Origin of the sequence: Massilia sp. ZL223 (genome assembly GCF_018119395.1) — a bacterium.
GTDB lineage: Bacteria > Pseudomonadota > Gammaproteobacteria > Burkholderiales > Burkholderiaceae_D > Telluria.
Genome location: NZ_JAGPWD010000002.1, coordinates 112,395 through 139,261, shown reverse-complemented (window position 1 = coordinate 139,261; position 26,867 = coordinate 112,395). Strand labels below are relative to the sequence as shown.

At 66.7% G+C, this 26,867-nt stretch carries 25 protein-coding genes; 10 read left to right on the top strand and 15 right to left on the bottom strand.

Going from position 1 to position 26,867, the window contains the following annotated elements; genetic code table 11:
* The first annotated feature begins 77 nt into the window (after positions 1 to 77).
* Positions 78 to 782 (top strand): YjjG family noncanonical pyrimidine nucleotidase, encoded by a 705-nt coding sequence (locus KBW95_RS02020; protein WP_211527368.1) that lies wholly within the window; start codon positions 78 to 80, stop codon positions 780 to 782.
* Positions 783 to 801: 19 nt separating this feature from the next.
* Here KBW95_RS02020 and KBW95_RS02015 read toward each other — a convergent pair whose 3' ends face one another.
* From KBW95_RS02015 to KBW95_RS02000, 4 genes are all read right to left on the bottom strand, one after another.
* Positions 802 to 1,701: a DUF2145 domain-containing protein gene (locus KBW95_RS02015; protein ID WP_211524812.1), complete on the bottom strand. Its 900-nt coding sequence runs from the start codon at positions 1,699 to 1,701 to the stop codon at positions 802 to 804.
* Positions 1,701 to 2,159: a hypothetical protein gene (locus KBW95_RS02010; protein WP_211524813.1), complete on the bottom strand. Its 459-nt coding sequence runs from the start codon at positions 2,157 to 2,159 to the stop codon at positions 1,701 to 1,703. Before KBW95_RS02010 ends, KBW95_RS02015 begins: the two co-directional genes overlap by 1 nt.
* A 98-nt stretch (positions 2,160 to 2,257) precedes the next feature.
* Positions 2,258 to 2,731 carry an RDD family protein gene (locus KBW95_RS02005; protein ID WP_229429486.1) on the bottom strand — a complete coding sequence of 158 codons (474 nt, stop codon included), beginning with the start codon at positions 2,729 to 2,731 and terminating at the stop codon, positions 2,258 to 2,260.
* A 49-nt stretch (positions 2,732 to 2,780) separates the two neighbouring features.
* Positions 2,781 to 3,662: a LysR family transcriptional regulator gene (locus KBW95_RS02000; RefSeq protein WP_211527367.1), complete on the bottom strand. Its 882-nt coding sequence runs from the start codon at positions 3,660 to 3,662 to the stop codon at positions 2,781 to 2,783.
* A 105-nt stretch (positions 3,663 to 3,767) separates the two neighbouring features.
* On the opposite strand from KBW95_RS02000, the gene metE reads away from it, so the two are divergent.
* From metE to KBW95_RS01985, 3 genes are all read left to right on the top strand, one after another.
* Positions 3,768 to 6,059, top strand: coding sequence for a 5-methyltetrahydropteroyltriglutamate--homocysteine S-methyltransferase (gene metE, locus KBW95_RS01995; protein ID WP_211527366.1), 2,292 nt, complete (start codon positions 3,768 to 3,770; stop codon positions 6,057 to 6,059).
* Positions 6,060 to 6,322: 263 nt separating this feature from the next.
* Positions 6,323 to 9,223 carry a PAS domain S-box protein gene (locus KBW95_RS01990; protein ID WP_211527365.1) on the top strand — a complete coding sequence of 967 codons (2,901 nt, stop codon included), beginning with the start codon at positions 6,323 to 6,325 and terminating at the stop codon, positions 9,221 to 9,223.
* Entirely contained in the window at positions 9,220 to 9,759 is a 540-nt protein-coding gene (locus tag KBW95_RS01985) for a DUF488 family protein (protein WP_211524818.1), read from the top strand. Before KBW95_RS01990 ends, KBW95_RS01985 begins: the two co-directional genes overlap by 4 nt.
* 1 nt (position 9,760) lies before the next feature.
* Here KBW95_RS01985 and KBW95_RS01980 read toward each other — a convergent pair whose 3' ends face one another.
* Positions 9,761 to 10,660, bottom strand: a complete 900-nt coding sequence (locus tag KBW95_RS01980) for a LysR family transcriptional regulator (RefSeq protein ID WP_211524819.1) — start codon at positions 10,658 to 10,660, stop codon at positions 9,761 to 9,763.
* 112 nt (positions 10,661 to 10,772) lie between these two features.
* Between KBW95_RS01980 and KBW95_RS01975 the strand changes: the two genes are divergently transcribed.
* The 3 genes from KBW95_RS01975 to KBW95_RS01965 are packed head-to-tail and all read left to right on the top strand — an operon-like array spanning position 10,773 to position 13,379.
* Positions 10,773 to 11,318 (top strand): carboxymuconolactone decarboxylase family protein, encoded by a 546-nt coding sequence (locus tag KBW95_RS01975; RefSeq protein WP_211527364.1) that lies wholly within the window; start codon positions 10,773 to 10,775, stop codon positions 11,316 to 11,318.
* Positions 11,319 to 11,343: 25 nt separating this feature from the next.
* Positions 11,344 to 12,882, top strand: a complete 1,539-nt coding sequence (locus KBW95_RS01970; protein WP_211527363.1) for a 2Fe-2S iron-sulfur cluster-binding protein — start codon at positions 11,344 to 11,346, stop codon at positions 12,880 to 12,882.
* Positions 12,883 to 12,899: 17 nt separating this feature from the next.
* Positions 12,900 to 13,379, top strand: a complete 480-nt coding sequence (locus KBW95_RS01965; RefSeq protein ID WP_211527362.1) for a nuclear transport factor 2 family protein — start codon at positions 12,900 to 12,902, stop codon at positions 13,377 to 13,379.
* Between the two features lie 620 nt (positions 13,380 to 13,999).
* On the opposite strand, the gene KBW95_RS01960 is transcribed toward KBW95_RS01965, so the two are convergent.
* The 5 genes from KBW95_RS01960 to KBW95_RS01940 all read right to left on the bottom strand — a co-directional run bounded on the left by KBW95_RS01960 (position 14,000) and on the right by KBW95_RS01940 (position 17,548).
* On the bottom strand, positions 14,000 to 14,746 hold the full coding sequence (locus tag KBW95_RS01960; protein ID WP_211527361.1) for an ABC transporter ATP-binding protein: 747 nt from the start codon (positions 14,744 to 14,746) through the stop codon (positions 14,000 to 14,002).
* Positions 14,736 to 15,494 carry an ABC transporter permease gene (locus KBW95_RS01955; protein ID WP_211524824.1) on the bottom strand — a complete coding sequence of 253 codons (759 nt, stop codon included), beginning with the start codon at positions 15,492 to 15,494 and terminating at the stop codon, positions 14,736 to 14,738. Before KBW95_RS01955 ends, KBW95_RS01960 begins: the two co-directional genes overlap by 11 nt.
* Entirely contained in the window at positions 15,487 to 15,927 is a 441-nt protein-coding gene (locus KBW95_RS01950) for a hypothetical protein (protein WP_211527360.1), read from the bottom strand. Before KBW95_RS01950 ends, KBW95_RS01955 begins: the two co-directional genes overlap by 8 nt.
* A 2-nt stretch (positions 15,928 to 15,929) precedes the next feature.
* Positions 15,930 to 16,427 (bottom strand): SCO family protein, encoded by a 498-nt coding sequence (locus KBW95_RS01945; RefSeq protein ID WP_373888740.1) that lies wholly within the window; start codon positions 16,425 to 16,427, stop codon positions 15,930 to 15,932.
* Between the two features lie 77 nt (positions 16,428 to 16,504).
* On the bottom strand, positions 16,505 to 17,548 hold the full coding sequence (locus KBW95_RS01940) for an ABC transporter substrate-binding protein (RefSeq protein WP_211527359.1): 1,044 nt from the start codon (positions 17,546 to 17,548) through the stop codon (positions 16,505 to 16,507).
* A 173-nt stretch (positions 17,549 to 17,721) separates the two neighbouring features.
* On the opposite strand from KBW95_RS01940, the gene KBW95_RS01935 reads away from it, so the two are divergent.
* Positions 17,722 to 18,786: a DUF5694 domain-containing protein gene (locus tag KBW95_RS01935; RefSeq protein ID WP_211527358.1), complete on the top strand. Its 1,065-nt coding sequence runs from the start codon at positions 17,722 to 17,724 to the stop codon at positions 18,784 to 18,786.
* Between the two features lie 4 nt (positions 18,787 to 18,790).
* On the opposite strand, the gene leuD is transcribed toward KBW95_RS01935, so the two are convergent.
* The 3 genes from leuD to KBW95_RS01920 are packed head-to-tail and all read right to left on the bottom strand — an operon-like array spanning position 18,791 to position 21,818.
* The gene (gene leuD / locus KBW95_RS01930) at positions 18,791 to 19,435 is read right to left on the bottom strand and encodes a 3-isopropylmalate dehydratase small subunit (protein ID WP_211527357.1); all 645 of its coding nucleotides are present in this window, start codon (positions 19,433 to 19,435) and stop codon (positions 18,791 to 18,793) included.
* Positions 19,428 to 20,828: a 3-isopropylmalate dehydratase large subunit gene (gene leuC / locus KBW95_RS01925; RefSeq protein WP_211524837.1), complete on the bottom strand. Its 1,401-nt coding sequence runs from the start codon at positions 20,826 to 20,828 to the stop codon at positions 19,428 to 19,430. The genes leuD and leuC overlap by 8 nt, the downstream gene beginning before the upstream one ends.
* A gap of 18 nt (positions 20,829 to 20,846) precedes the next feature.
* On the bottom strand, positions 20,847 to 21,818 hold the full coding sequence (locus KBW95_RS01920) for a tripartite tricarboxylate transporter substrate binding protein (RefSeq protein WP_211524838.1): 972 nt from the start codon (positions 21,816 to 21,818) through the stop codon (positions 20,847 to 20,849).
* 108 nt (positions 21,819 to 21,926) lie between these two features.
* On the opposite strand from KBW95_RS01920, the gene KBW95_RS01915 reads away from it, so the two are divergent.
* Entirely contained in the window at positions 21,927 to 22,862 is a 936-nt protein-coding gene (locus KBW95_RS01915) for a LysR family transcriptional regulator (protein WP_211524839.1), read from the top strand.
* Between the two features lie 85 nt (positions 22,863 to 22,947).
* On the opposite strand, the gene KBW95_RS01910 is transcribed toward KBW95_RS01915, so the two are convergent.
* Positions 22,948 to 23,871, bottom strand: coding sequence for a LysR family transcriptional regulator (locus KBW95_RS01910; protein ID WP_211524840.1), 924 nt, complete (start codon positions 23,869 to 23,871; stop codon positions 22,948 to 22,950).
* A gap of 86 nt (positions 23,872 to 23,957) precedes the next feature.
* Here KBW95_RS01910 and KBW95_RS01905 point away from each other — a divergent pair, with 86 nt between their 5' ends.
* A complete protein-coding gene (locus tag KBW95_RS01905) occupies positions 23,958 to 25,124 on the top strand; it encodes a mandelate racemase/muconate lactonizing enzyme family protein (RefSeq protein ID WP_211524841.1) in 1,167 nt (388 codons plus the stop codon).
* On the opposite strand, the gene KBW95_RS01900 is transcribed toward KBW95_RS01905, so the two are convergent.
* Positions 25,094 to 26,755, bottom strand: coding sequence for a hypothetical protein (locus KBW95_RS01900; protein WP_229429485.1), 1,662 nt, complete (start codon positions 26,753 to 26,755; stop codon positions 25,094 to 25,096). The genes KBW95_RS01905 and KBW95_RS01900 overlap by 31 nt on opposite strands.
* Positions 26,756 to 26,867: the final 112 nt, after the last annotated feature.

Sequence of the window (26,867 nt, the reverse complement as noted above, 5' to 3'; positions counted from 1 at the left end):
GCAGGCACAGGCCGGGCTTCGCTCGCCTGCGGGGTTGCCGTGCTACCATGCAGACCCGCCACCGCCTGGCAAGCGCCATGAAATACACGCTGTTCCTCTTCGACCTGGACGACACCCTGCTCGACTTCCGGGCTTCCGAACAACTCTCCTTCACCCGCACCATGCGCGAGCTCGGCCTGCACGAACCCGGCGCGGCGCTGTTCCCGGACTACCAGGCCATCAACCTGGATTTGTGGAAGCGCTTCGAGCAAGGTACGGTGACGAAAGACTTCCTCAAGGTGGAGCGCTTCCGCCAGACCTTCGCCGCGCACAGGCTGGAGCTGGACGCCGAAGCGGCCAGCCGCCTGTACCTGGAATCGCTGTCGGAGACCGTGGTGCTGATCGACGGCGCCCTGCGCCTGTGCGAATCGCTCGCCGCCTGCGGCGAAATCGGGATCATCACGAACGGCGTCGACCACATCCAGCGGCGCCGCATCGCCAGCTCCGGGCTGGGCGGGCACATTTCCTTCATCGCGACCTCGGAAGCCTGCGGCCATGCCAAGCCGGACAGCCGCTTCTTCGAGTACACGACGCGCATGGCGCGCAGCTTTTCCCACGCCGGGACGGTGATCGTCGGCGACCGGCTGGATGCGGATATTCTTGGGGCGAACCGCTACGGCATCGACAGCTGCTGGTTCAATCCCGGCAGACTGGCCAATGCTTCGCAGGCGCTGCCCACCTGCGAAGTCCACCGGCTGGACCAGGTCCACGCCTCGCTCGCAGGGCTGGCGCGCGCCGCCTGAGCGACGACAGCGCGCCGCTTCAGGGCGCGATGGCGGTCACCTCGTCACCGGGCATCGGCGTACAGGCCGCATCGAGCGGCTCCCCGCTGCGGCGCACGACGATGCGCTGCTCGTCGTGGCAGACCTCGACCCGGCGCGTCTGCGGCGCCTGGCGGCGCACGAAGGCTTCGATCGAGGCCGGCACGCTCACGTGCAGCGCCAGCGCGTGGATATCTTCCACCGGGTGGTCGTTCAGGTGCACCAGGGGCACGAACTGCCCGGCGAACATCAACAGGTGCGAAGGGATTTTCACGGGACCTGCGGCGTAGCCCTGCTCGCGCAGCCAGGCTTGCGCCTGTTCGCGCGGCGCTTGCTGTCCATCGAGCCGTCCCCACGCGCTGGCGAGCAGCTCCGCCACCCACTGGTTGCAGTTCTGGTAACGCGTGCCGTAAGCATAGGCGTTGGCGCTGTACTTCCCGGCCAGCAGGGCCAGCGCCAGGGGCTTGTCCAGTGCCGCCTGCTCGAGCAGGCGTTCTTCCTCGTCGGGCAGGAACAGCAGCGACATGTGGCCCCGCAGCGGCGCATCCGCGCCGAGCGCGAAGCCCGGCACGCCCTGGTCGAACAGGCGCGGACGCGATTCGTCGCAGGCGTAATACAGCTGGCGCACGGCCCAGGGGCTGCCGGGATTGTCCTTGAGGGCGATCCCGGCGTGCGAATACAGCAGGCCGAAGCGGCTCAGGTCCGTGCCCGCGCGCGCGATCAGGGCGGCGCGCGCGCCGGAGCGCTCCAGCTCCTGCTTCACCACGCCGGCGAAACGCAGCACGCGGTCCTGCTCTTCGGCTGTGATGTCCTGCGCGCGCTCGCAGAACGTGGGCAGGCCGGCCCAGGCGCCCGCGCTCGCCGACAGGCCGAGCGCGGCGAGGGCCAATCTGGCGAACATCAGCCGGTGACTTTGCGCGATTGCAGTTCGCGGTACCAGTCGTCCTGCAGCGCCAGGAAGAACGGACGCTGGGTGTCGCCGTAGGCGAATTCGAAGCCGTACACACGCGCCTTCACTTCCACCAGTTCGCCCGCGTTCACGCGGCGCTGGGCCAGGGCGCGATCGGGCACGTCGAGGTGGAACTCGCGCGCGCCGGCGACCGCGCGCAAGGTCATGCGGGTGGTGTCCGCCTTGCCCGGCGCCTGGGCGACGTTGATCACGCGGTACTGGCCGGCAGCCACGCGGTCTTCGCCGCTCGAGCTGTTGCTGGAGCCGCTGATCGAATCGGAAATGCTGGCCGAGGATGCCGAGCCCGCGCTGGAAGCGGAGGAAGTGAAGCTGTCGGCGTGGACCGGCGCGGCGCAGGCGGCGGCGAAGGTGGCGAGGCAAAGCGCGCGGGAAAGCGTGGTGAAGGTCATGAAGGTCTTTCGTCGAACTAAATGGCTGACATGTTACAAGGCTGGCGCACTACTGAGAAGGCAGGCGCCACCGCATAGTTTGTAACAATGTTTGGCGCTCAGCGGCCCGGCTGCTCGAAACGCACCGGCTCGGCCGCGCCTCCCTTGCGCCGGACGACTACCGTTCCCGCCATCTTGTCGTGCCAGCCCTGCTTGCGCGCATCGAATCCGACCCAGATGTAGCCCAGGAGCAGAGGCAGCACCGAGACATAGTAGCCGAGGTAGCGGATGACGAATTGACGGGTCGTCGGCTTGCCACCCGTGCGCGCATCGACGATGGTGGCGCCGATCGCCATCTTTCCCGGCGTGGTCGACATCCTTGCCCACAGCAGCACGACGATCACCGCCGGGAGCACATAGGAAATCAGGAAATCGGCCGGGCCGGCAATGAAGGCTTCGTTGCCGAAGTAGGCGACGCCGTACACCCCCACCAGCAAGGGAAGCGTGAGGATGCACAGCAGGATGGTATCGATCAGCGTCGCCCCCACGCGCGCCCAGAAGCCTACATATTCCAGTTCGGATGCCTGTTCCAACACGTTCTCCTTCCAATGAATGTTCGATGCACCATCAACCATAACAAGCTCAGGTCTCCCGCGCCAGCACCACGAAGGCCTCCAGGTAGTCGAGGCCCGCGTCTTCGTCGCGCGTGCCCAGGAAGATCTGCTTGGCGATGCCCTCCCGGCCCAGGCGCACCGGCGCCACCGGCATGCGCGCCCCATATTCCTGCACCAGCCAGCCCGGCAGCGCCGCCACGCCGCGACCGCCGGCCACCATCTGCACCATGATGTCGGTGGTCTCGATGGTCTTGCGCTCGCGCGGCGCGCAGCCGGCCGGCACGAAGAACTGGTTGTAGATGTCGAGCCGCTCGATGTCGACCGGATAAGTAATCAATACTTCATCCGACAGGTCGCAGGGCTCGACGAACTCGCGCCCGGCCAGCGGGTGATGGCGGCCCACCACCAGCATCTGCTCGTAGTCGAACACCGGCACGAAGCGCAGGCCCGGCTTGAACAAAGGATCGGGCGTGACCAGCAGGTCGACCTCGTAGGTGGACAGCGCCTGCAGGCCGCCGAACTGGAATTTCTGCTTGACGTCGACATCCACCTCCGGCCAGCTGGCCAGGTAGGGCGCGACCACCCGGAGCAGCCACTGGTAGCAGGGATGGCATTCCATCCCGATGCGCAGGGTGCCGCGCTGGCCCTGGGCGTACTGCTGCATCTGGCGCTCGGCGTGTTCGAGCTGGGGCAGCACGCGCCTGGCCAGCCCGAGAAGAGACTCGCCGGCCTGGGTCAGGCGCAGCGCGCGGCCTTCGCGCGTCCAGACTTCGGTGCCCAGCTGCTGCTCCAGCTTGCGGATGCTGTGGCTGAGCGCCGACTGGGTCAGGAACAGCACTTCGGCAGCCGCGGTCAGGGAGCCGCGGCGGTCGACTTCGCGAATGATGGAGAGGTGGATGCGTTCGAGCATGGCTGAACTATGAAAGAAATTAATAGATTCATGAAATCATACCAATTTTATTCATGAGTCGCCTCCCCTATGATGGGCTTATTCACCTACTAACGAATGAGCATCATGACCATCACGCACAATCTCGGCTTCCCGCGCATCGGCGCCCAGCGCGAACTCAAGTTCGCCCTGGAGCGCCACTGGAAAGGCGACACCTCCGCCCAGGAACTGGCGGCACTCAGCGCCGAGCTGCGCGCGCGCCACTGGCAGCAGCAGGCCAGGCTCGACTTCGCCCCGGTGGGCGACTTCTCGCTCTACGACCAGGTGCTGGACATGAGCTTCACGCTCGGGAACGTGCCTCAGCGCGCCCATGCGCACGCTTTTGAGGGCAGCGGCGAGCTGGAAGCCTACTTCCGCATCGCGCGCGGCCGCGCGGACAGCCACGACTGCGGCTGCGTGCAGGCGGGCGAGATGACCAAGTGGTTCGACACCAACTACCACCACATCGTCCCCGAGTTCAGCGCCGCCACCCGTTTCAAGCTCAATACCGGCCGTCTGGCGGAACAGCTGGCGCAGGCGCGGACGCTGAAGGTGAAGGCCAAGCCGGTCGTCATCGGTCCCCTCACCTATCTCTGGCTCGGGAAGGCGAAGGACAACATCGATCGCCTGTCCCTGCTGCCGCAACTGCTGGCGGTGTACGCCGAGCTGCTGGCCTGGTTCGCAGCGGAAGGCGTCGAATGGGTGCAGGTCGACGAGCCGGCCCTGGTCACGGAACTGGACCAGGCCTGGCGCGACGCCTACGCCGGCGCCTACGAGCGCCTGCGCGGCAGCGGCGTCAAGCTGCTGCTGGCCACCTATTTCGGCCCGCTGGAAGAAAACCTGCCGCTGGCCTGCGCGCTGCCGGTCGACGGCCTGCACCTGGACGCGATCCAGGCGCCGGGCGAAGTCGGCCTGACCATCGACGCGCTGGGCGAAGACAAGGTGCTGTCGCTGGGCGTGGTCGACGGCCGCAACGTCTGGAAGACCGACCTGCACGCCACCCTGGCCTGGCTGGAACCGGTGCAGCGCCGCATCGGCGAGCGCCTGTGGATCGCGCCTTCCTGCTCGCTGCTGCACGTGCCGGTCGACCTGCGCAGCGAGGAAGCGCTGGATCCGGAGATCCGCTCCTGGCTCGCCTTCGCCGTGCAGAAGCTGCTCGAACTGCAGATCCTGGCCACCGCCCTCGACCAGGGCCGCAGCCGGGTGCAGGAAGCCCTGGTGGAAAACGCCGCCGCCGTCGACCGCCGCCGCGCCTCGCCGCGCGTCGCCAGGCCGGAGGTCGCCGCCGCGCTGGCCGCCATCACCCCGGCCATGGGCCAGCGCCGGAGCGGCCACGAAGCGCGCAGCGCGCGCCAGGCGGCGCTGCTCCAGCTGCCGGCCTACCCGACCACCACCATCGGCTCCTTCCCGCAGACGACCGACATCCGCCAGGCGCGCCGCCAGTTCAAGCGCGGGGAGCTCGACGCCCCCGGCTACGAGGCCGCGATGCGCGCCGAGATCGCCCGCTGCGTGCGCGAGCAGGAAGCGCTGGGACTGGACGTGCTGGTGCACGGCGAGGCCGAGCGCAACGACATGGTCGAATACTTCGGCGAGCAGCTCGACGGCTATGCCTTCACCGGGAACGGCTGGGTGCAGTCCTACGGCTCGCGCTGCGTCAAGCCGCCCATCCTGTACGGCGACATCCAGCGCCCGCGCCCGATGACGGTGGCCTGGACCGCCTACGCCCAGTCGCTGACCGGCAAGCCGATGAAGGGCATGCTGACCGGCCCGGTGACCATGCTGAACTGGTCCTTCGTGCGCGACGACCAGCCGCGCGCCCTCACCTGCCGCCAGCTGGCGCTGGCCATCCGCGCCGAGGTGCTGGACCTGGAGCGGGCCGGCGTGCGCGTGATCCAGATCGACGAGGCGGCCCTGCGCGAAGGCCTGCCGCTGCGCCGCGCGAATTGGGACGCCTACCTGGCGTGGGCGGTGGACGCCTTCCGCATCGCCGCCAACGGCGTGCGCGACGAGACCCAGATCCACACCCACATGTGTTATTCGGAGTTCAACGACATCCTCGCCGCGATCGCGGAGATGGATGCGGACGTGATCACGATCGAGACCTCGCGCTCGAACATGGAGCTGCTGGCGGCCTTCGACGACTTCCGCTACCCGAACGAGATCGGCCCGGGCGTATATGACATCCATTCGCCCAACATCCCAAGCCAGGAGCAGATCGTAGGGCTGATGCACCAGGCGGCTGCGCGCATCCCGGCGCAGCGCCTGTGGATCAACCCGGACTGCGGCCTGAAAACCCGCAGCTGGGAAGAGGTGCGGCCGGCCCTCGCCAATATGGTGGCGGCGGCCCGGACCCTGCGCCAGACCAGCGAAGTCTACTAGAGATATATCAAAAACTAATTTAGGACATCACAACATATCATTGGATTTATATTTTGCGACGCAGCATACTGCACCTGTCTCCACTATTTCTCCTCCAAGAAAATAGTCTTCAAGCCCGCGCAATGCGGGCTTTTTTTTTGGCTGCCTCGCCGAGCGCCATGAAAACGTCTGCAGTGCTAGAGTCGGCACTCCCCATCCGGACATGAACCGTGAGCGCACGAGAACTTTCGACACCGCGGCAAGCCAGGGTGGAAGACGTGTCGATGGGAGAAGCCTCCCTGCTCGATGCCCTCCCCGCCGCCGCCTTCATCTGTTCCGCCCAGCGCGAGCTGACCGCTGCAAACGACCTGTTTGCCGAGCTGCTCGGCCATGCCGCGCCCCAGCTTCAGGGGCTCCCGCTCGCCCAGCTCGGCGAGGCGACGCTGGCCGGGGGCGATGCGATGGATGCGGTGCTGGCCGGACAACTGCGCGCCTGTTCGTTCGGCATGCGTTTCCTGCGCGCCGACCAGCAGCTGGTCTGGTGCGCGGTGTCCATGCGGCAGGTGGATGCGGGGGGCAGTGCCGCGCTGCTGGCGCTGGTGCGCGACGCCAGTGCGGACCAGGTCGGCGAGATGGTCCTGCAAACCGTCGACGAGGGCTTCATCCTGCTCGACGAGCAGTTCCGCATCCTGCAGATCAACGCCGAGGCGCTGCGCATCGACGGCCGGCCGCGCGAACAGATCCTCGGCCGCACCCATTGGGAGGTGTGGCCCGGGTCGGAAGACCTGCAGATCGGCGCCGCCTACCGCAAGGCCATGACGGAACGCGCCCACGTCCGCATCGAGCAGGTCTATCCCCACCTGGGGCAGGACATCTGGGTGGAAGCGCGGGCCTATCCCTTCCAGGACAAGCTCGCCGTGTTCTACCGCGACATCACGGAACGCAAGCGCGCGGAGCGGGCGCTCGCCGAAAGCGAAGCCAGTTTCAGGACCATCACGAAGGCCATGCCGCAGATCGTGTGGTCGACCCTGCCGAACGGCTATCACGACTACTTCAACGAGCGCTGGTACGAATACACCGGCTGGTCGGCAGGCTCGGGCGACGGCAACGCGTGGATCGGGCTGTACCACCCCGATGACATCGAGCGCACCATGCGCCGCTGGCGCTACAGCCTGGACACCGGCGAGCCTTACGAGATCGAATACCGGATGCGCCACCATCCCGGCGAATACCGCTGGAACCTGGGACGCGCCCTGCCGCTGCGCGACCATACCGGCGCCATCATCCGCTGGATGGGCACCTGCACCGATATCCACGAGCAGGTGACCATCAAGGCCGCCCTGCAGGACACCCAGTCGCGCCTGACGGTCGCGCTGGAGGCGGCGCAGATCGGCACCTGGCGCTGGGATATCGCGGCCGGCACGATCAGGGGCGACCGCAACTTCACGAGCATGCTGGTCCTGCCGGACGAGGAGACGCAGCCCTTCGTGCGGATGCTGGCCTCGCTCCATCCGGACGACAGCGCCGCCGTCAAGGCCACCATCTCCAGCTCGATCGCGACCGGCGAACCCTACCTGCAGGTGTTCCGGGTGCTGCGTCCCGACGGCATGGTGCGGCACATCCAGGGGCGCGCGACGGTACAGCTGGATGCGGGCGCCAGGCCGGTCTCGATGTCCGGCGCCGTGGTCGACATCACGCAGCAGGTGGCGGCGGAAGAAGCGCGCCGGCTCAGCGAATCGCGCTTCCGCACCATCGTCGATTCGGACCTGATCGGCATCATCGAATTCCGCCACGACGGCACGCTGATCAAGGCCAACGACGCCTTCCTGAAGATGGTGGGCCTGACGCGCGAGGATTTCGACGCGCACGGGCTGTCGTGGCGCGACGCGACGCCGCCGGAGTGGCTGCCGCTCGACTGGGCGGCCCTGGAGAGCCTGAAGCTGACCGGCATCATGCAGCCCTTCGAGAAGGAGTACTTCCGCCGCGACGGCAGCCGCGTGCCGGTCTTCATCGGCGCCACCAGCTTCCAGGGCACGTATTCGGAGGGCATCGCCTACATCCTCGACATCAGCGAATTGAAGAAGGCGCAGCGCGCGCTCGAAGCCAGCGAGCAGACCTTCCGCACCCTGGCCGACAACATCCCGCAGCTGGCCTGGATGGCCGGCCCCGACGGCAACATCTACTGGTACAACAGAAGCTGGTTCGACTACACCGGCACCACGCTCGAGCAGGTGCAAGGCTATGGCTGGGAAAGCGTGCATCATCCCGACCATGTCGAGCGGGTCAAGGCGCACTATCACCAGGCCATCGTGGTCGAACAGCGCGTGTGGGAAGACACCTTCCCCCTGCGTGGCGCGAACGGCGAATACCGCTGGTTCCTGTCGCGCGCGGTGCCGGTGCGCGACCACGAGGGGCACATCCTGCGCTGGCTGGGCACCAACACCGACGTCACCGTGCAGCGCGAAGCCGAGGAAGCGCTGAAGAACGCCGACCGCAGGAAGGACGATTTCCTGGCGCTGCTCGCGCACGAGCTGCGTAATCCGCTCGCCCCGATCAGCACCGCGGCGCAGCTGCTCAAGCTGGGCGCCCAGAACCCGGACAACATCCGTCGCTCGAGCGAGATCATCGACCGCCAGGTCAAGCACATGCGCGACCTGGTCAACGACATCATGGATGTGTCGCGCGTGACCCGCGGCCTGGCCTCGGTCAACAAGGAAGAAGTGGACGTCGGCTCGGTGCTCGACAGCGCCATCGAGCCGACCCGCCCCCTGATCGATTCCAGGAAGCATACGCTGCACACCAGCATGCCGGCGCGCGGCGCGCTGGTGCTGGGCGACCGCACGCGCCTGGTGCAGGTGGTGGCCAACCTGCTGAACAACTCCGCCAAGTACACGCCGCCGGGCGGCACGATCCGGCTGACGGCGGAAGCGGATGCAGGCAGCGTGCGCATCGCCGTGGCGGACAATGGCCAGGGCATGGACGAGAACTTGCTGCCGCGCGTGTTCGAACTGTTCGCGCAGGCCGAACGCACGCCCGACCGGGCCGAAGGCGGGCTGGGACTGGGGCTCGCGCTGGTCAAGAGCATCGTGGAGCTGCACGACGGGACCATCAGCGCGCACAGCGAGGGCCCCGGCACGGGCAGCAGCTTCGTGATGACCCTGCCGCTGCTGCGCGAGACGCCATGACGGAAGTGGTCTGCACCATCGGCCACTCCAACCGCTCGATCGAGGAATTCATCGAGCTGCTGCAGACCCATGGCGTCGGGTGCGTGCTCGACATCCGCACCGTGCCCAAGTCGCGCCGCAATCCGCAGTTCGGCCAGGACAGCCTGCCGGCATCGCTGGCGCGGGCCGGCATCGGCTACCGCTACCTGGCCGGCCTGGGCGGCCTGCGCCGTCCGCGCAAGGATTCTCCCAACGCCGGCTGGCGCAACGAATCCTTCCGCGGCTACGCCGACTACATGCAGAGCGAGGAATTCGCGGAGAACGTGGACGTGGTGGCGCAGCTGGCCAAGGACGAGCGCTGCGCCCTCATGTGCGCCGAAGCCGTGCCCTGGCGCTGCCACCGCTCGATGGTGGCCGATGCGCTGACGGTGCGCCAGGTGCAGGTCGAGCACATCCTGGGCAAACAGGCGCGCCGACCGCACAAGCTCACGCCCTTCGCCCACGTGGAGGGTACGCGGATCACCTATCCTCCCAAGGCAGAGGGCGAGTCCGACTGACTCAGTTGAGCGAGCCGTCGGCGCGCAGCCGCTCGACCACCATGTCGACGAAGCTGCGCACCTTGGCGGCCGAGTGCCTGCCCTCGCGGTGGATCACGTGGATGGGCAAGGGCGGCGCCTCGTAGTCGCCCAGCACGATCTGCATCTCCCCCGCCGCCAGCTGGGACGCGACCTGGTAGGACAGCAGGCGCGCGATACCGAAGCCGCGCAGCGCCGCCTCGATCGCCGCATCGTTGGTGGTGACCGTCAGGCGCGGGCTGATCTTCAGGCTGAATGCTTCGCCGTCGCGCACGAACTTCCATTCCGAGGTTGGCGACAGGCCGCTGGCGGCGATCAGCACGTGCTCGCGCAAGTCCTCCGGCGAATGCGGCAATCCCCTCTCCTTCAGGTAGGCCGGCGAGGCACACAGCACGCTGCGCACCTGTCCCACGCGGATCGCCTGCAGGCTGGAATCCGGCAGGTGGCCGATACGGATGCCGGCGTCCAGTCCCTCTTCCACCAGGTGCACCACGCGGTCCAGGAACAGGGCCGACACCGTCACGTCGGGATAGCGCCGCAGGTAGTCGACCACCACCGGCGCCACGTACATGCGGCCGAACAGCACCGGCGCGGTGATCGCCAGGCGTCCGCGCGGGGTGGCGTTGACGCCGCCCGCCGCTTCGTCCGCTTCGTCGACCTCGGCGAGGATGCGGCGCGCATCCTCCAGGTAGCGCAAACCGGCCTCGGTGGCGCGCACGAAGCGCGTGGTGCGGGTCAGCAGGCGTACGCCCAGGCGCTGCTCGAGCGCGGAGACGGCGCGCGTCACCGCCGGCGCCGACATGCCCAGGCGGCGCGCGGCGGCGGAAAAGCTTTCGCTCTCGGCGACGGCGACGAAAACGCTCATCAGGTGCAGGCGGTCCATTCCATTATTCCGATAGATGAAAGAGTGTTGTTCATTCTACGGATATTCTTTTGCTGCGGTAAAGAGCGCAAGATTCTCCTTGCGGAAAGACTCACCAATCAAGGAGAACAGCATGAGCCGCATCACCGTCGTCACCAATGAATCCGCCAGCGCAGAACAGCGCGCCCTGCTGGACGCCATCCACGGCCAGCTGGGCATGGTGCCCAACTTCCTGAAGGTGCTGGCCAACTCGCCCGCCGCGCTGAAGGCCTTCCTGGGCCTGCACGGCATCGCCGGCGCAGGAAGCCTGAGCCTGCAGACCCGCGAGCGGATCGCCCTCGCCCTGGCCGAGCAGAACTCCTGCGAATACTGCCTGTCGGCCCACAGCGCCATCGGCGGCCAGGCGGGCCTGAACGGCGACGAGATCCTGGCCAACCGCGCCGGCTCCAGCCAGGACGCCAAGGCCGCAGTGGCGGTGCGCTTCGCACGCTCGCTGGCCGAGCACAAGGGCGAGGTCACCACGGCCGAACTGGTCGAGATGCGCGAGGCCGGCTACAGCGATGCCGACATCGTCGAGGTGATCACCCACGTGGGCATGAACATCCTGACCAATATTTTGGGCAAGGCCAGCCGCGTCGAGATCGACTTCCCGAAAGTGGCGCTGCAACGCGCCGCCTGACCAATCACGCACGAAGGAGCCGGCCATGGCACGCGCATTCTCCAGCATCGCCTACACGCCCTCGGTGCGCCGGGCGCAGGAACGCTACGGCAGCCGGGCCGCCAACGCCGGCTTCGATATCGACCCGAGTACGCGCGACCGCGTCAGCGAGCGCGACGCCGCCTTCATCGAACGCGTCGAGACCTTCTTCATGGCCAGCAGCGGCGAGAACGGCTGGCCCTACGTCCAGCACCGCGGCGGTCCGCGCGGCTTCCTCAAGGTGCTGGACGAGCGCACCATCGGCTTCGCCGACTTTGCCGGCAACCGCCAGTACATCTCGGCCGGGAACCTGGAACACGACGCGCGCGTGATGCTGATCCTGATGGACTTCGCCACCCGCGGCCGGCTCAAGATCTGGGGCCGCGCCCGCATCGTGCACGAGCGCGACGAGCCGGAACTGGTGGCGAAGCTGGAAGTGCCGGCCTACCGCGCCCGCATCGAGCGCGCCTACGTGATCACGGTCGAAGCCTTCGACTTCAACTGCCCGCAGCACATCGTGCAGCGCTTCTCGGAAGAGGAGCTGGTGGAGATGGCGGCCGAGCCGGCGGGCCGAGCCATGCTGGGCAAGCTGCTCAAGCTGGCGCCCGACGCGCCGGCAAGCCTGGGCAGCGGGCCCTTATCGCTGGTGGTGAGCGGCATGCGCCAGCTCACGCCGCTGGTGCGCGCCTACAGCTTGGCGAGCGCCGACGGCGCTCCACTGCCGGAAGTCGCGCCCGGCGCCCACCTGGCGCTGCCGGTGCGTCTGCAGGATGGCCGCGAGGGAGTGCGCCACTACTCCATCGTCTCGGCAGCCCGTGCCGGCAAGGACTGGGAAGTCGCCGTGCTGCGCCGGGACGAGGACGGCGGGTCGGCCGCCGTGCAGCGCAATTATCAATTGGGCACGGTGCTGCATTGCGCCCTGCCCCGCAACGACTTCGTCCTGCACACGGACGCGCGGCCGGCGGTGCTGATCGCCGGCGGCATCGGCATCACGCCGCTGCTGCCGATGTGCGAAGCGCTGGCCGCGCGCGGCACGCCCTGGCAGCTGCACTATGCGGGCCGCACCCGTGCGCAGCTGGCTTACCGTGGCGAGCTGCCGCCCGGCGCACGCATCTATGCCGATGGCGAGCGGCTGGAGCTGAAGCGCATCGTGGCCGATGCGCCGCCAGATGCCGTGTTCTACGTTTGCGGCCCGGAACGGCTGCTCGCGGCGGTGCAGGCTTCCGGCATCGATCCCGCCCGCCTGCGTTTCGAACGCTTCGATGCCCCGGCAGGGGGCCAGGCCGTCGAACTGGTGCTGCGCCGCTCTGGCGTGACGGTACAGGTGCCGCCCGCCCAAAGCCTGCTCGACGCCATCCGCGCTGCCGGTATCGATGCGCCTTCCGACTGCCGCCTCGGCAACTGCGGCGCCTGCGCAGTGAAAGTGCTGGAAGGTGTGCCGGAGCACCGCGATGCTGTCCTCACCCGCAGCGAGCGCGAACTGGCCGGCCTGATGTGCCCCTGCGTCTCGCGCGCCCGCAGCGAACGCCTTGTCCTCGATCTTTGATAGTGAAGGAATCCACCATGAACGACAGCATCCAAGCCCGCCCACCATTTCCGCCCTTCACCCGCGAGAGCGCCATCGAGAAGGTCCGCCTGGCCGAAGACGGCTGGAACTCGCGCGATCCCGAGCGCGTCAGCCTGGCCTACACGCCGGACAGCCGCTGGCGCAACCGCGCCGAATTCGCGACGGGGCGTGCCGAGATCGTGCAATTCCTGAGCCGCAAATGGGCGAAGGAGCTCGACTACCGGCTGATCAAGGAGTTGTGGGCCTACGAAGGCAACCGCATCGCCGTGCACTATGCCTACGAATGGCACGATGATTCGGGCAACTGGTTCCGTTCCTACGGCAACGAGAACTGGGAGTTCGACGAACAAGGCCTGATGCAGCGGCGGTTTGCCTGCATCAACGATCTGCCGATCAAGGAATCGGAGCGCAAGTTCCACTGGCCGCTGGGCCGTCGGCCTGACGGGCATCTTGGGCTAAGTGAGCTTGGACTATAGGGCGACGAACAAAACCTCACCACGCATTGTCGGTACGTCTGCTATCGCCTGTGCATTCAATCGGTGCTCGCAACACATTGGTTGAATCCTCAGAGTTGTCCTCAAACCCAAGTAAGCGCATGGTTGAGGCCTGCTTCAAGGTCTACAAGGGAAAACCTTGCTGAAGGAAGCACTACTGCAGTTAAAGCCACGCAGTCTATCTCTACACTCAACTGTTCCGGACGATGGTTTCCGGGAAATTTGCGTAGAGATAAGCGAACAGTTGCCTCGCTGAGCCAATCGCTCGAATCAACTGACCAAGATTCGTCGTCGAATGAAAGCAACCGACACTCTCGTTCTAGATCCCAAATGCTCGGGCTGTAAACCCATAATGAATTTCTAGCTTCCCATATGTCAACCCGCAACTGAAAACGCTGGCTTGGCGAAGTCGAAATTATTTCCATGTTTTTTACAGTTATTGGCTGGAGAGACTAGTCCGCTTCTGTCGATCTCAGCCGTTCCGTGAACGATAGCTTCGCTAAGCCGCTGTGCTGACGTTTTGTAGTCGGCGTCTTCCGTGGGCGCTCGTTCAGCAGCCCCGCCAACTAGTCGAAATTCTCCTTATACGGGACGCAGATTAACTACACCGTCAGCCCAAGTTCGCCCAGGATCGCGTCCTTCATCTGCTGCAGCTCCGGACTCGACACCTTGCGCGGGTGCGGCTGGGTGACAGCGAAGCTGGCCTGCACCCTGGTCGGCCGCGGCGCCAGCACCACGATGCGGTCGGCGAGATAAAGCGCTTCCTCGACATCATGGGTGATCAGGACCACGGTATGACGCTCTTCCTGCAGGATGCGCAGCAGTTCGTTCCGCATGCGCAGGTTCATCAGCGCGTCGAGCGCCGAGAAAGGTTCGTCCATATAGAGGATCTCGGGCTTGACCACCAGCGCCCGCGCGATCTCCACGCGCTTTAACATGCCGCCCGAGAGCTCACGCGGGTACGCGTTCTCGAAGCCTTTCAGCCCCACCATCTCGGCATAGTGATCGGCCAGCCGCGCCTTCCCGGCGCGCTCGCCTTCGTTCAGGCCGAACGTCAGGTTCTCCTGCACCGTCAGCCAGGGGAACACGGAACCGTGCTGCGAGATCACGATCCCTTTCGGCCCCGGGCGCACCAGGCGCTCGCCATCGATCCTCACTGCGCCGCTGTCCGGCTGCTCGAAGCCCGAGATCATTTTCATCAGGGTCGACTTGCCGCAGCCCGACGGACCGACGATGGCGACGAATTCGCCGTCCTCGATCTCGAGCGAGATCCCGCCCACCACCGGCAGGGTCGTGCCGCCCTTGTTGAAGCTCTTGCGGATATCGTCGATGACGATCTTAACGGCCATAGCGCCACCTTACCGAGTTGAGTCCTTCCAGCCTGCGCATGACGGCGTCGAGCAGCAGCCCGATGACGCCGATGATCACCATGCCCGCCACCACCAGGTCGTAGCGGTTGCCGGCATTGCGCGCGTCGATGATCAGGTAGCCCAGTCCCGAGTTCCGCACGATCATCTCGGCCGCCACCACCACCAGCCAGGCCACGCCCAGGCCGATGCGCATGCCCACTACGATATCCGGCAGGACCGCCGGCACGATCACCTGGTGGAACATCTTCTGGCGCGAGACCCCGAAGTTCATGGCCGCGTGCAGGTAGCGCTGTTCGATGGTGTGCACGCCGTTCGCGGTCTGCACGATCATCGGGAACACGGCCGCCAGGAAGATCAGGAAGACCGGCGCCACGTCGCCCACGCCGAACCACAGGATGGCCAGCGGAATCCAGGCGATCGGCGAGATCGGCCGCAGGATCTGGAACAGCGGATTGAGCGTGTGGTAGACGCGGTCCACGCGTCCCATCCACAGGCCCACCGGCACGGCCACCGCGACCGCCAGCAGGAAGCCGACCGTCACCCGCATCAGGGACGCGCCGATGTGCTGCCACAGGGTGCCGTCGCGCGCCAGTTCGGCGGCGCCGGCCAGCACCTGGCCGGGGGTCGGGAAGATCAGGCTCTGGCTCTGCACGACGGACAGGTGCCACAGCAACACCAGTGCCACGATCAGCAGCAGCGCGGGCCAGCCGCGTTTGAGTTTATCCACGGGTGTTGCTTTCCTTGGTCAAGTGGGCGAGGCGCCAGCGCAGGCGCGCCAGGCCGGCTTCAGGAGCCGGTTCGACGATCACCTTCATCGAGCCGCTGGCATGAGCGGTGCAGTTGAATTCATTTTCGGAGACGGTCTCGAAAGGCATGCGGAAATCCTGGCCGGGCATGATCAGGACCGGCCCGAACATCTGCGGCACCTTGTCCTTGTTGCGCAGCAGGAGTACATCCTGCACGCCCAGGGTCAGGCGGATGGTCGAGGGCAGGATGTCGCGCTTGTCCCCCGCCATGCGGCGCTCCCAGGTGCCGGCCGGGATCTCGAACAGCTTGTCGCGGCTGTCCAGGTGAAGGGGCGCGAACATGGCCCAGCCCAGCACGCCCGCGATGCAGACAAGCGTCAGCCAGAGGAGCCACAAGCGGTGAAGGATCCTCATGCCTACTTCTTCAACAGGATCGCGAGGTCATGCGCGATATCGGCGGCCGGGCGGCCGAAGGGCATCAGCGCGCGCAGCATGCCGCGCCGGTCGATGAAATACAAATACGAGGAATGGCCCAGCTGGTAGTCCGCCTTGCCCTCGATGACCTGTTTCGTCACGCTGATGCCGTAGTCGCGCAGCACGTCCTGGATCTGCTCCGGCGTACCGCTGATGCCGATGAAGCTCGGATCGAACTTGGCCAGGTAAGTGCGCAGGTGGCTGGCGGTGTCGCGCTCGGGGTCGACCGTGACGAACACTACCTGGACGTCGGCGGCGGCCGCGCCGAGCTGGGTGCGCGCCTGGGCCAGCGACGCCAGCGATACCGGGCAGACGTAGGGACAATGGGTATAGCCGAATTCCAGCACCACCACCTTGCCGCGCAGGCTGGAGAGCTTGAAGGGCTTGCCGGTCGACGCGGGGAGCGCGATCTCCGGCGCGGCGCGCGGCGGCTCGAACACGCCGGATTTCAGGTTCTGGGCCTGAGTTTGGCTGAGACTAAGTCCACAGCACAGCAGCAATGACAAAAGAAAGGTCTTCACAGCGGAATCGGCACCGGTTTGATGTTCCTGTAAAAGCTCTCGTCGACGTAGCGCTCGTAGGCCACCGGGCGCTTGAGCGTGCCCGCCTCGACCGACAGCTGCATCAGTTCGTCGAACTCGGCGCGGATCATGCGCAGGTCGCCATAGGTCACGCGGTCTTCCGGATTGTCCATCACGAACTTGATGATCTTCGGGTCCTGGCCAAAGTAGGTGCGGCTGGCGGCGATGTGGGCCGCCTTGTCGCGATTCGCCGGTCCCTTGTCCAGCCAGTCGCCGGCCGACTGGATGTGGTTGACCAGGTCCTGCACCAGCGGCCGGTCGGTCCGGATCAGGTCTTCGCGCACCGTGAGCACGCAGCAGATGTAGTTGCGCCACTCGTCGCGCGTCATCGCCAGCGGCCGCGCATAGCCGGCGCGCTGGGCGGCCGCGCCGAAAGGCTCGCCGGTGCAGTAGGCGTCCACGGCGCGCGCGTACAGCGCGGCCGGCATGTCCGGCGGCGCCATCTCGATCAGCGTGATGTCCTTGGGCGTCATGCCGGCGCGCGCCAGCATCTTGCGCAGGAAAAGGAAGTCGACCGCGAAGCGGCTGGGGATGGCGATGCTCTTGCCGCGCAGGTCGCGGAAAGTGCGCGCCGGCGAATCGGTGCGCACCATGATCACCGCGCCCGAGCGGTGGCCGAGCGAGACGATCTTGAGCGGGATGCGGCTGTCGACCAGGTCCATGACCAGCGGCGCGAGCATGTAGGCGGCCTGGATGCGGCCGGTCATCAAGGATTCCTTGACTTCGGGCCAGCCGCTGAACTTGGCGTAGGCGAAGGGCGATGGCCCGGCGCCGCGCTGCTCGTTGACGCGGGTGCGCGCCTGGCAGGCGATGGGCAGGGTCAGGTTGCAGGTCACAGGCAGGCCGCCGACGATCAGCGGCTTCGCCGCGGCTGCCTGCACCGGCGCCGGCAGCATCAGGGGTGCGGCGGCGGCCAGGGCGCTTTTGAGCACCTGCCGGCGGCGCAGCGCGTGGAGTGTGGCAGGCTCGTCAGGCATCATGGCTAAGACCAAAGCAGGAGGAAAAACGTTTCCAGATTGTACAACAGCTGTCCCGACGTCAGTACAAGCGCATAATCGTCAACCCCGGCGCTCATGCATATCCGATTTATCGCCCTGCCCGCAGAGCAGTGATGTACCCTTGCCGGCACATCCCATCCACAGGAGATTGCCTCATGCGGCTGCCATTCGCGCTTCTTCTCGCCATCACCGTCAATGCAAGCGCCGCCGACTTCGAGCCCGGCAAGCTGAAAGGCCCGAAGAACGGTCCGCAGAACGAAGTCCTGGTCCTCGGCACGCCCCACTTGTCGCAGCTGCCGGCCACATTCGCACCAAGCGGGCTTGGTCCGCTGAACGAACGTCTCGCCGCATGGCGCCCGCACGCGATCGCCATCGAAGCCCTGTCGGGCACGCAGTGCGCCTACATGCGCCAGTTCCCCCACCGCTACCAGGACTCGATCGATACCTACTGCTGGGACCCGGCGCCCGCGCGCGCCGCCACTGGCCTGGACGTCCCGGCCGCCACGCAGCAAGTCGAGACCATGCTGGCGTCCTGGCCCGCCGCGCCGAGCGCCGCGCAACGGCGGCGCCTCGCGGCGCTGTTCCTGGCGGCGGGCGAGCCGGCATCGGCCGTGGTCCAGTGGCTGCGCCTGCCCGAGGCGGAGCGCAAAAGTGGCGATGGATTGAGCGCAGAGCTAGCGACTACCCTGCAGACGCTGCGCGCCAAGCGCAACGAGTTCTATCTGATCGCCGCCCCGCTGGCGGCGCGCCTGGGCCTCGAGCGCCTGCATGCCTTCGACGACCATACCGCCGACCAGCCGATGAAGGACGAGGCGGATCACAAGCGCTATGGCGCGGCGCTCATGAAGGCCTGGGACAACCCCGCCGGCGCCAGGCGCAAGCAACAGGACGAGGCGATCCATGCGCGCATCGGCACCCCGGAAGGCGTGCTGGCCATGTACCGGGCCCTGAACGCGCCGGACCAGTGGCAGCTCGTGTTCGACAACGATTTCGGCGCGGCCCTGGAAGAGCCCTCGCCCCAGCGCTATGGTCGCGACTACGTCGGCTATTGGGAAACCCGCAACCTGCGCATGGCCGCCAACATCCGCGAACTCATGAACGCGCGCATCGGCAGCCGCACCCTGGTGCTGGTGGGCGCATCGCACAAGGGCTACCTCGACGCCTATCTCGACCAGATGCACGACTTGCGCCTGGCCGATGTGCGGCGCGTGCTCGACTAGTCCGTCAGGGCCGGTCGATCCTGGCCCGCGCGGCGGAAGCGACGTTCTTCAGCCAGGGATTGGCCGCATGCCAGCGCTCCGCGAAGGCCTGGATCGCCGGCAGGTGCTGGAGCGACGCCCCCAGCATGTCCAGCCCGTCCATGAACATCCGCTGGTGGCGGCCGCTCAGGGTGAAGCTGGCCGTACCCGTCGCGCTGATCACTTCCAGGCGTTCGACGTCGATGCGCACCTGCATCGGCGCGCCGGACGCCGCCTCCGCGAACAGGCGCTCGGCGTCTTGTTCCGACACGGTGGCCAGCATCAGGCCATTGTTCATGGCGTTGGAGTAGAAAATCTCGCCGAAGCTCGAGGCGATCACCGCGCGCACGCCGAACTGCTGGAGTCCCCAGACCGCGTGTTCGCGGCTCGAACCGCAGCCGAAATTCGCGCCGCCCAGGAGGATGGACGCGTCGGCGTAGGCCGGCTGGTTCAGGACGAAGTCCGGGCGCGCCTGGCCCTGGCCGTCGAAGCGCAGGTCGTACAGGACGCCGCGGTCCAGTCCCGCCTTGTCAATGCCGCGCAAGAACTGCTTGGGCATGATCTGGTCGGTGTCGAGATTGGCGATCGGAAGCGGCGCGGCGACGCCCTCGATGATGGTGTGCTTATTCATGGTGTGCCAGCAGCTTTCGTACGTCGGTGATCTGGCCGGTGACCGCGGCGGCGGCGGCCATGGCGGGGCTCATCAGGTGGGTGATCGCACCGCGTCCCTGGCGGCCTTCGAAGTTGCGGTTGGTGGTGGACGCGCAGCGCGTGCCCGGCGCCAGCACGTCGTCGTTCATGGCCAGGCACATCGAGCAGCCCGGCTTGCGCCATTCGAATCCGGCCGCGACCAGCCTGGCGGCGATGCCTTCGCGCTCGGCCTGGTCCCGCACCGCGCCCGATCCGGGCACCACCATGGCGCGCACGCCGGGCGCCACCTTGCGCTCGCCGATCACGTCGACCACGGCGCGCAGGTCTTCGATGCGGCCATTGGTGCAGGAGCCGATGAATACGTGCTGGATCGCGAGACCTTCCAACGGCATGCCGCTGCTGAGGCCCGTGTACTGCAGCGCCCGCGCATCCGAGGCGCTCAAGGGCGCCGGGATGGGACTAGTCACCGGCAAGGCCTGGTCCGGGCTGGTGCCCCAGGTGACGGTCGGGGCCAGCCCGGCGGTGCTGAAACGGTGCTCGGCGTCGAAGCGCGCGTCCGGATCGCTTGCGAGCAGGCGCCATTGTTCCAGCGCGCGCTGTTTCATGTCGGCGTCGCCGGCCAGGTCCGGGCAATGGGCGAGCACGTAGTCGATGGCCGTCTCGTCGGGCGCGATCAGCGCGCCGCGCGCACCTGCTTCGACTGCCATGTTGCAGAGCGTGAAGCGCGCTTCGGTGCTGAGGGCGTCGATCGCGCTGCCGCAGAACTCGACCACATAGCCGCGGGCTCCTTGAGCGCCGATGCGGGCGATGACCATCAGGATCATGTCCTTGGCGGTGGTGCCGGCCGGGAGCTTCCCATCGATCCGGATGCGCATGTCCTTCGCCAGGCGGTAGACCAGAGTCTGGGTGGCCAGCAGGTGCTCGACCTCGGTGGTGCCGATGCCGAAGCCCAGGGCGCCGAGGGCGCCGTAGGTGGTGGTGTGGCTGTCGCCGCAGATCACGACCATGCCCGGCCTGATCATGCCATGCTCGGGAGCGATCACGTGCTCGATGCCCTGCCAGCGGTCGTTGGTATCGAACAGCGGAATGGCCTGCCGGTCGCAGTTGCGCTTGAGGTTGGTGGCCTGCAGCGCGGAATCGGCATCCTCGATGATGCGGAACTTGTCCGCCTTCGTGGGAATGATATGGCTGACGGTGGCGACGTTCTGCCCCGGGTACAGGGTCTTCAGGCCGCGTGCGTCCAGGCCGGCGAAGGCCTGGGGGCTGGTGTACTCGTTCATCAGGTGCAGGTCGGCGTACAGCAGGACGTTGTCGTCGTCCAGCTGGGCGACCGTGTGCGAGTCCACCAGTTTTCGGTAAAGAGTCTTGCTCATTGTCTCAGGCTTGTTGGTTTATTCAGCGGTAATGCCGCGTTCCTTGATCAGCTTGGCCCACAGCGGCAGTTCCTGCGCCAGCCGCGCCTGGGCCTGGGCCGGGGTCGACGGCGACGGATCGAAGCCGTCCTTGACCAGCTTGTCCTTCAGCTCGGGCGAATTGAGCGCCTTGTTGAGCGAGGCATTGAGCTTGTCGATGACCGGCTTGGGCGTATTCGCTGGGGCGAAGACCATGAACCAGGTTTCGAAGTTGTAGCCGGTGGCGCCCGATTCCTGCAGGGTCGGCACGTCGGGCAGCAGCGGGGAACGCTTTGGCCCGGTGACGCCGATCGCACGCAGTTTGCCGGCGCGGACGTGGGGCACGGCCGCGGACAGCACCGGGAAGCTCATGTCGACCATGCCGGCCATCGTGTCGAGCAGCGCCGGGCCGCCGCCCTTGTAGGGCACGTGGGTGATGTCGGTGTGGGTGACGTCCTTGAACAGTTCGGCCGCCATGTGGAAGGTGCTGCCCGGCCCGGCCGAGCCGTAGTTGAACTTGCCCGGCTTGGACTGGGCGGCGGCCAGCAGCGCCTTGGTGTCCTTGCCCGGGAAGGCCGGATTGACGACCAGGACGTGCTGGGACGAGGCGACCATGCCGATCGGCGCCAGATCCTTGAGGGTGTTGTAGGGAAGCTTGGGGAAGAGCGCCGGGTTGATGGCCAGCGAGACCGTCTGCAAGCCGATGGTGTAGCCGTCCGGGTCGGACTTGGCCACCGCGTCGACGCCGATGTTGCCGCCCGCGCCGGCCTTGTTCTCCACATAGATGCTGCCGCCGGCCGCCTTGGCCCACTCGTCCACGATGCGCCGGGCCACGATGTCCGCGCTGCCGCCGGGTGCATAGGGCACGACCAGGCGGATCGGACGGGTCGGATAGTTCTGGGCGGATGCGGCAGTCGATGCCGCAGTCGATGCAACGGCCGCTGCGGCGAGCAGCGCGAGTTTCAGCTTCATGGGTCTCCTCCGGTGTTTGTCTGGTTTTTTACTACCGGACCATCATATTCAAAAAAACGATCTATATAATTCACCTTCCGGCATTTCATTAGGTCGCACAGGTTACGAATGGACGGAATATCCGATTTGTCGTTCTTCTCGCTGCTGGTACGCCAGGGCAGCCTTGCCGCGGCGGCCCAGGAACTGGGCATCACGCCGCCCGCGGTGAGCAAGCGGCTGGCGGCCATCGAGGCGCGGCTGCGGGTGCGGCTGCTCAACCGGACCACGCGCCGCATGAGCCTGACGCCGGAGGGCGAAACCTACCTGGCGGAAGGTGAACGCCTGGTGCTCGAGCTGGAAGCGCTGGAGCGCAAGATCTCCGGTGGCAGCGTCGTTCCCCAGGGACTGCTGCGGGTCAGCGCCACCCTGGGCTTCGGCCGCCGGCATGTGACGCCGCAGCTGTCGCGCTTCGCGGTCGAGTATCCCGAAGTCGAGGTGCAGCTGCACCTGACCGACCGCCCGGTGAACCTGGTGGAGCAAGGCTTCGACCTGGCCTTCCGTTTCGGCGAGCAGCCGGACGCGCGTCTGACGGCGCGCAAGCTGGCCGACAACCGGCGCTTCCTGTGCGCCGCGCCCTCCTACATCGCCGCGCGGGGCATGCCGGCCTCGCCGCGCGACCTGCACAACCACAGCTGCATCGTCCTGCGCGAGAGCGACGAGATCTTCGGGCAATGGCATTTCCGCTCGGGGGCGAAGCAGGAGACGGTCAAGGTCAGGGGCCAGCTGAGCACCAACGATGGCGAGGCGGCGCTCGCGTGGGCGCTCGACGGGCACGGCATCGTGCTGCGCTCGGAATGGGATGTCGCGCCCTATTTGCGTTCCGGGCGGCTGCGCCCCGTGCTGACGGACTGGGTAACGCCGCCGGCCGACATCTACATGCTGTTCCCGACCAAGAGCCATCTGCAGGCCAAGACCAGGGCGATGGTCGATTTCATGCTCGAAGCGTTCGCGGACAAGCGCAGGACCGAGCGGTCAGCCAGAAGCGATAGCGAATTGCTTTGGTGATCCCGGCTGTGGCCATGTACATCCTCAAGGCCTCAAGCAAGTTATCCAGCGCTAACCAAGAAAGACCCGCACTGCTTAGCAGCTCTTAAGCCTTTTGGGATGGCGCCCGGACCTTCCCACGCTGAAAATGCTCCGCCAGGAAATCAATGAACGCCCGCGCGCGAATGGTCTGGTTACGCTGGCTCGGATAGTAGACGAACAGGTCGGCCGAGGGCAGCGTGAACTCCGGCAGCACGATCCTCAGCCTGCCGCTGTCGAGATACTTGGCCAGGTCCCATTCCGAGCGGATCAGGATGCCCTGGCCATCCAGCGCCCAGCCGAGAACGATGTCGCCGTCGTTGCTCGACAGGTTGCCGTGCACCTTGACGACTTCGGTATGGTCTTGGTACTGGAAGCGCCAGATGCCGTAGGCGTCGTCGTTCTGCCGGTGGATGATGCAGCGGTGGCTGGCCAGGTCCGCCAGCGTCCTGGGCGCACCATGGCGTTCGAGATAACCCGGCGACGCGCACAAGAAGCGCCGGTTCGACATGATACGGCGCGCATTCAGGCGCTTGTCCGGCAGCGCCCCGAAGCGGATCGCCAGGTCGAAGCCGCTCTCGACCAGGTCGATCGGCTTGTCGGTCACCTCCATCTGCACTTCCACATCGGGATAGCGCGCCGAAAAGCGCGAGACCAGCGGCGCGATGGTCGTGCGGCCAAAACCCAGGGTGGCGTTCACGCGCAGCAGCCCTTTGGGCGTGGAGCGCCCCTGCGCTACCGCGTCTTCCATGTCCCTGATGTCGTCCAGGATGCGCGCCGCGTACTGGAGATAGGTCTCGCCCTCGCTGGTGAGACTAACGCTGCGCGTGGTCCGGTTGAGCAGGCGCACGCCCAGGCGGGCTTCGAGCGCCGCCAGGCGCTTGGTGGCCGCCGGCGGCGTCAGGTCCATCGCCCGCGCGGCGGCAGCCAGGCTGCCGAGCCGGGCGACCAGGACGAAGAACTGCATGTCGGAAGTAGGCTCAGTCTTCACTTCTACTCAATACATAATTGAATCCAGGAGAATTATAGGCCGCTTCCGGGCGCGTAAGCTAGGGACTTTCCAGTCAGGAGTCCATTGTGAGAATCGTCGAAATCCGCGAAAAAACCGTCCCGATCAGCTCGCCCATCCGCAACGCCTACATCGACTTCAGCAAGATGACCCTGAGCCTGGTCGCCGTGGTCACCGACGTGATCCGCGACGGCAAGCCGGTGGTCGGCTACGGCTTCAACTCCAACGGCCGCTACGGCCAGGGCACCCTGATGCGCGAGCGCTTCATTCCGCGCATCCTGGAAGCCGACCCGAGCTCGCTGCTCGACGACAGCGGCGCAAACCTGGACCCGCACAAGGTCTGGAACTGCATGTTCACCAACGAGAAGCCCGGCGGCCATGGCGAGCGCTCGGTGGCGATCGGCACCATCGATATGGCGATCTGGGATGCGGTGGCGAAGATCGAAGGCAAGCCCCTGTTCCAGCTGCTGGCCGACCGTTACGGCAACGGCCAGCCTGACCGCAAGATCTTCGTCTACGCGGCCGGCGGCTACTACTACCCGGGCCAGGACCACGAGAAGCTGAAGGACGAGATGCGCAGCTACATCGACCGCGGCTACACGGTGGTCAAGAAGAAGATCGGCGGCGCTTCGCTGGACGAGGACCTGCGCCGCATCGACTCCATCCTGTCGGTGCTGCAGGACGGCCAGAAGCTGGCCGTGGACGCCAACGGCCGCTTCGATCTCGACACCGCCATCAAGTACGCCAAGGCGCTGTCGCAGTACGACCTGTTCTGGTACGAGGAAGCGGGCGACCCGCTCGACTTCGAACTGCAGGCCACCCTGCGCAACTACTACAAGAACCCGATGGCGACCGGCGAGAACCTGTTCTCGATGCAGGACGCGCGCAACCTGATCCGCTACGGCGGCATGCGCGCGGACCGCGACTGGCTGCAGTTCGACTGTGCGCTCTCGTACGGCCTGGTCGAGTACCTGCGCACCCTCGACATGCTGCGCGAGCACGGCTGGTCGCCGAGCCGCTGCATCCCGCACGGCGGCCACCAGATGTCGCTGAACATCGCGGCGGGCCTGGGCCTAGGCGGCAACGAGTCCTATCCCGACCTGTTCCAGCCCTACGGCGGCTTCCCGGACGGCGTCCGGGTCGACAAGGGCTACATCACGATGCCGGACCTGCCGGGCATCGGCTTCGAAGGCAAGGCCGACCTCTACGCCGAGATGCGCAAATTATCTGACTGAGATTCAGCCGACTGAGGTTCCGCCAGGTGGCCGCTCAGCCAGCGCGCCACCTCCGCCGCCCGGTTCTCTATCCGGGCGCCGAAGCCCTGGGTGGCGAGCAGTGCGATGCCGTTCGGGTTGCGCAGCACGCCCGCGGCCAGCGCCGGCCTGCCGCTCGCGGTATCGATGAAGAAGGCGTCCAGCCGCTCGCGCAGCAGCGGCGCCAGCACCAGGTTGTGCGAGGACACCAGCACCAGGTCGCGCTCGCTCAGCTGCTCCAGAACGGCCGCGGCGGCCGACACCGATTCCAGGTGATTGGTGCCGCGGAATACCTCATCGACCAGGCAGACGCCGGGCGTCTTCGCGTCGAGCAGTTCGCGTGCACGGCGCAGTTCCGACATGTACAGGCTCTCGCCGCCCAGCAGCGAATCCTCGTTCTGCATGCTGGCGCGCACCGGCAGCGCAGGCACGCGGGCTTGCTGCGCATAGCAGAAGCCGAAAGCGCGCGCCGCCACCAGGTTCAGGCCCACCATGCGCAGGAAGGTGCTCTTGCCGGACGCGTTCTGGCCGGAGACGAAGGCGCCGCACCCCTGCAGCTTGAGCGACAAGGCCGCCGGCCGGTGCATCAGCGGATGCACGCCCTCTTCCAGCACCAGGGAGCGTGCATCCGAGCGCTCGGCCCAGCACCAGCGCTCGCTGGCCAGCAGGTGCCGCGCCAGCGCCACGTCCGCCTCCAGGTTCGCGCACAGTAGATAGCACTCGCGCAGCAGCTTGCGCTCGGCGGCGACCAGGCGCACCGTCTTGAAGTAGCGGCCCACATTGGCGGCGCCGAACCAGTCGGCGTACTGCTTCCCGCCCGGGATCATGCGTACCAGGAGCGAGCGCGCCAGCCGTACGTGCAGGCGCGCGGCGGGCCGGCGCAGGTCGACGAAGGCCGCGGTGAGGGTGCTGTCTTCCTGTCCCAGCCTGGCGACCGCCGCCAGCAGCGCGTGCAGGGCGCGGATGGCGGCGTCCCAGGACTCGACCCGGCGGTGGTAATGGATCTGCAGGGCCATCAGCGGCGCCAGCGCCGCCAGGACGGCGATCCAGCCCAGCGGCAGGGTGATGGTCGCGGCGACCGCCAGCAGCAAGGCCACCGGCAAAATCCACAGCCACCTGCCCCACCATGGCGTGGGCGGCATGTCCGCGCCGAACAGCAGGCCGGCCACTTCGCTGTCCGCATGGCGCAGGACGCGCAGGTCGGCATGCATGCGTTCCAGGCGCAGCGGGTCCGCCATCAATGTGCGCAAGCGTTCGCGCCCTGCGGCGCAGCCGGCGTCGTCCAGCCCCGCGCGCAGGCGCTGGTGGATCACCTGGCGCCCGAAAATGCTGACCTCCTGCGTCAGCTGCTCTTCATAGGAACCGAGCAGCAGGTCGTCCCAGGTCTGCTGGTCCAGGTCGGACGCGCTGTCCGCGCGTGTCCGGTGCAGGCGTCCGATCTCTTCAAGCGTGAAGAAATGGCGGGACGGTTCCTGGCTCGCGCTCGGCAGCATGCCGCGCGACAGGTCTTTCAGGTAGACGAACAGCGACAAGGTGGGGGCTTTCGTGGTGCCGGCCCATGCCGGCGCGTGATGGAAAGTGCGGCCGATCACGGCAACTTGCAAGATCCGCAAGGCCATGTCCGCACGATTACCCGAGGCGGGTAGACGCTGTCCGTCCGCTGTCCGGCACCGTCTTTACGGACAGGCCGGACACCGGTCTCTGCAAAGGCAGTTCCAACAAAAT

Excerpts from the sequence above, each read along its gene's own strand:
- KBW95_RS01935 (WP_211527358.1), top strand. The coding sequence starts at position 17,722 with ATGCGGCTGCCATTCGCGCTTCTTCTCGCCATCACCGTCAATGCAAGC.
- leuD (WP_211527357.1), bottom strand. The coding sequence starts at position 19,435 with ATGAATAAGCACACCATCATCGAGGGCGTCGCCGCGCCGCTTCCGATC.
- KBW95_RS02010 (WP_211524813.1), bottom strand. The coding sequence starts at position 2,159 with ATGACCTTCACCACGCTTTCCCGCGCGCTTTGCCTCGCCACCTTCGCC.
- leuC (WP_211524837.1), bottom strand. The coding sequence starts at position 20,828 with ATGAGCAAGACTCTTTACCGAAAACTGGTGGACTCGCACACGGTCGCC.
- KBW95_RS01940 (WP_211527359.1), bottom strand. The coding sequence starts at position 17,548 with ATGATGCCTGACGAGCCTGCCACACTCCACGCGCTGCGCCGCCGGCAG.
- KBW95_RS01990 (WP_211527365.1), top strand. The coding sequence starts at position 6,323 with ATGGGAGAAGCCTCCCTGCTCGATGCCCTCCCCGCCGCCGCCTTCATC.
- KBW95_RS01915 (WP_211524839.1), top strand. The coding sequence starts at position 21,927 with ATGGACGGAATATCCGATTTGTCGTTCTTCTCGCTGCTGGTACGCCAG.
- KBW95_RS01980 (WP_211524819.1), bottom strand. The coding sequence starts at position 10,660 with ATGGACCGCCTGCACCTGATGAGCGTTTTCGTCGCCGTCGCCGAGAGC.
- KBW95_RS02000 (WP_211527367.1), bottom strand. The coding sequence starts at position 3,662 with ATGCTCGAACGCATCCACCTCTCCATCATTCGCGAAGTCGACCGCCGC.
- metE (WP_211527366.1), top strand. The coding sequence starts at position 3,768 with ATGACCATCACGCACAATCTCGGCTTCCCGCGCATCGGCGCCCAGCGC.
- KBW95_RS01975 (WP_211527364.1), top strand. The coding sequence starts at position 10,773 with ATGAGCCGCATCACCGTCGTCACCAATGAATCCGCCAGCGCAGAACAG.
- KBW95_RS02015 (WP_211524812.1), bottom strand. The coding sequence starts at position 1,701 with ATGTTCGCCAGATTGGCCCTCGCCGCGCTCGGCCTGTCGGCGAGCGCG.
- KBW95_RS01950 (WP_211527360.1), bottom strand. The coding sequence starts at position 15,927 with ATGAGGATCCTTCACCGCTTGTGGCTCCTCTGGCTGACGCTTGTCTGC.
- KBW95_RS01985 (WP_211524818.1), top strand. The coding sequence starts at position 9,220 with ATGACGGAAGTGGTCTGCACCATCGGCCACTCCAACCGCTCGATCGAG.
- KBW95_RS01960 (WP_211527361.1), bottom strand. The coding sequence starts at position 14,746 with ATGGCCGTTAAGATCGTCATCGACGATATCCGCAAGAGCTTCAACAAG.
- KBW95_RS01920 (WP_211524838.1), bottom strand. The coding sequence starts at position 21,818 with ATGAAGCTGAAACTCGCGCTGCTCGCCGCAGCGGCCGTTGCATCGACT.
- KBW95_RS01970 (WP_211527363.1), top strand. The coding sequence starts at position 11,344 with ATGGCACGCGCATTCTCCAGCATCGCCTACACGCCCTCGGTGCGCCGG.
- KBW95_RS01965 (WP_211527362.1), top strand. The coding sequence starts at position 12,900 with ATGAACGACAGCATCCAAGCCCGCCCACCATTTCCGCCCTTCACCCGC.
- KBW95_RS02020 (WP_211527368.1), top strand. The coding sequence starts at position 78 with ATGAAATACACGCTGTTCCTCTTCGACCTGGACGACACCCTGCTCGAC.